This is a genomic window from Nonomuraea recticatena, assembly GCF_039533245.1.
GTDB lineage: Bacteria > Actinomycetota > Actinomycetes > Streptosporangiales > Streptosporangiaceae > Nonomuraea > Nonomuraea roseola.
The window spans coordinates 1-1,019 of the sequence record NZ_BAAATE010000123.1 but is presented as its reverse complement, the minus strand read 5'-3'; the positions used below and the strand labels follow the sequence as shown (position 1 = coordinate 1,019).

The window sequence follows — 1,019 nt, the reverse complement described above, 5'->3', positions numbered from 1 at the left end:
CCGCAGCACAACCCCATCCCGCAGACACTTACCGCTTAACCTGCAGAAACAGGATCACGCGAAGGTCAACTCATACACCACTTCGCTGGACGTGACCCAGCTTTCGGCTTGCCCTCGGAGGTGGAAGTGGGGCCGGGACGTTTTGTCTCGCGCCAGGTTCTACCCAAGGACTGGACACCTGAGACCCTGAAACCCTGCTGATTCGGGAGATCGGGACAGGGTCCGTGGGGATGAAGAGCTACCCGCCGCAGTTCAAAGGACGCGGTGGCGCTGTATGAGTCCAGGCCGGGAGCGTCAGCCCGGAGACGTTGCAGAACTGGATCCGGTCCGCGCGCACGCAGTGGGGGTGAGTCGGGTCGGCCGGGGCGCAGTCCGGTGAGCGCCCGAGGGAGGCCGTCCCCGCCGCATCACCAGCGATGATGAGGACTTCATCGTCCAGACGGCCACCACTTGACCGGAGAAGCTGGGTCGCCCCTTCATCCGGTGGAGCATCCGCAAACTTGCTGCCTACCTGGCCGACAACCCACCCGCGTCGTCGCGGCTGCGCCAGTACTTACGCGAGAAAAAGATCTTCTTCCAGCACACCTGCATCTGGAAGGAGCCCACCGACCCCGCCAGGGAGGCCAAACTGGACCGGATCGGGGAGGTGACCAGCTGCTTCCCGAACCGGTGTTTCGCCTTCGACCAGTTCGGGCCGCTGTCGATCCGGCCGCAGCCCGGCTCGAGTTGGGCACCCGAGGCCGCCCCGCGGTGGCCGGCCGTACAGGTCTCCTAGGGCGCGTATTGGGTCGTGATCAATCTGTCGATTCGCCCTCGTGGTGAGGCCTGGACCGGTAGACCTTGTTCCGTGACGCGAGTGCAGTTGACGGACGCGGAGTGGGAGTTCATCGGGCCGTACCTGCCGATCGGCGAGTACGGCCCCTATCCCGAGCGGTTACGGCAGCAGTTCGAGGGTGTGATCTGGCGGTTCAGGACCGGCGGACAGTGGCGGGAGATGCCGCAGGAGTTCGGTGCCTGGT

Annotated in this window: 1 protein-coding gene; it reads left to right on the top strand. The window is 65.1% G+C overall.

Features of this window, described 5'->3' with window-relative positions; all coding sequences use genetic code 11:
• Nucleotides 1–847: 847 nt before the first annotated feature.
• Nucleotides 848–1,019 (top strand): transposase (locus ABFX50_RS50660; protein ID WP_346158473.1); only part of this gene is annotated, 172 nt, incomplete at its 3' end.